Here is a 416-nt window from a genome sequence, read left to right as displayed (position 1 = left end):
GAGTAGGACGTCGCTGGGCATACATATCGGAGGATTAGCTCAGCTGGGAGAGCATCTGCCTTACAAGCAGAGGGTCGGCGGTTCGATCCCGTCATCCTCCACCATTTATTCTCTTTCGCCGGAGTAGCTCAACTGGTAGAGCAACTGACTTGTAATCAGTAGGTTGAGGGTTCAAGTCCTTTCTCCGGCACCACTCATTGTATGAGCCATTAGCTCAGTTGGTAGAGCATCTGACTTTTAATCAGAGGGTCGAAGGTTCGAATCCTTCATGGCTCACCATTTTAATTTCATTATTGCCACGCGGGTGTGGCGGAACTGGCAGACGCACTAGACTTAGGATCTAGCGCCTTCGGGCGTGGGGGTTCGACTCCCTTCACCCGCACCATTTTTTGCGGAAGTAGTTCAGTGGTAGAACG

General features: G+C 51.4%; 4 tRNA genes. All 4 read left to right on the top strand.

Going from position 1 to position 416, the window contains the following annotated elements:
* Window positions 1-28: 28 nt before the first annotated feature.
* Window positions 29-104: transfer RNA gene (locus IQ294_RS16245), tRNA-Val, on the top strand.
* A 13-nt stretch (window positions 105-117) separates the two neighbouring features.
* Window positions 118-193 (top strand) — tRNA-Thr (locus IQ294_RS16240).
* 10 nt (window positions 194-203) lie between these two features.
* Window positions 204-279, top strand: a tRNA-Lys gene (locus IQ294_RS16235).
* A gap of 21 nt (window positions 280-300) precedes the next feature.
* A tRNA-Leu gene (locus IQ294_RS16230) sits at window positions 301-385 on the top strand.
* The last annotated feature ends 31 nt before the right edge of the window (window positions 386-416 follow it).

The organism is Planococcus beigongshangi, assembly GCF_016820495.1.
Classification (GTDB): domain Bacteria; phylum Bacillota; class Bacilli; order Bacillales_A; family Planococcaceae; genus Planococcus; species Planococcus beigongshangi.
This window is presented reverse-complemented; position numbering and strand designations above follow the sequence as displayed.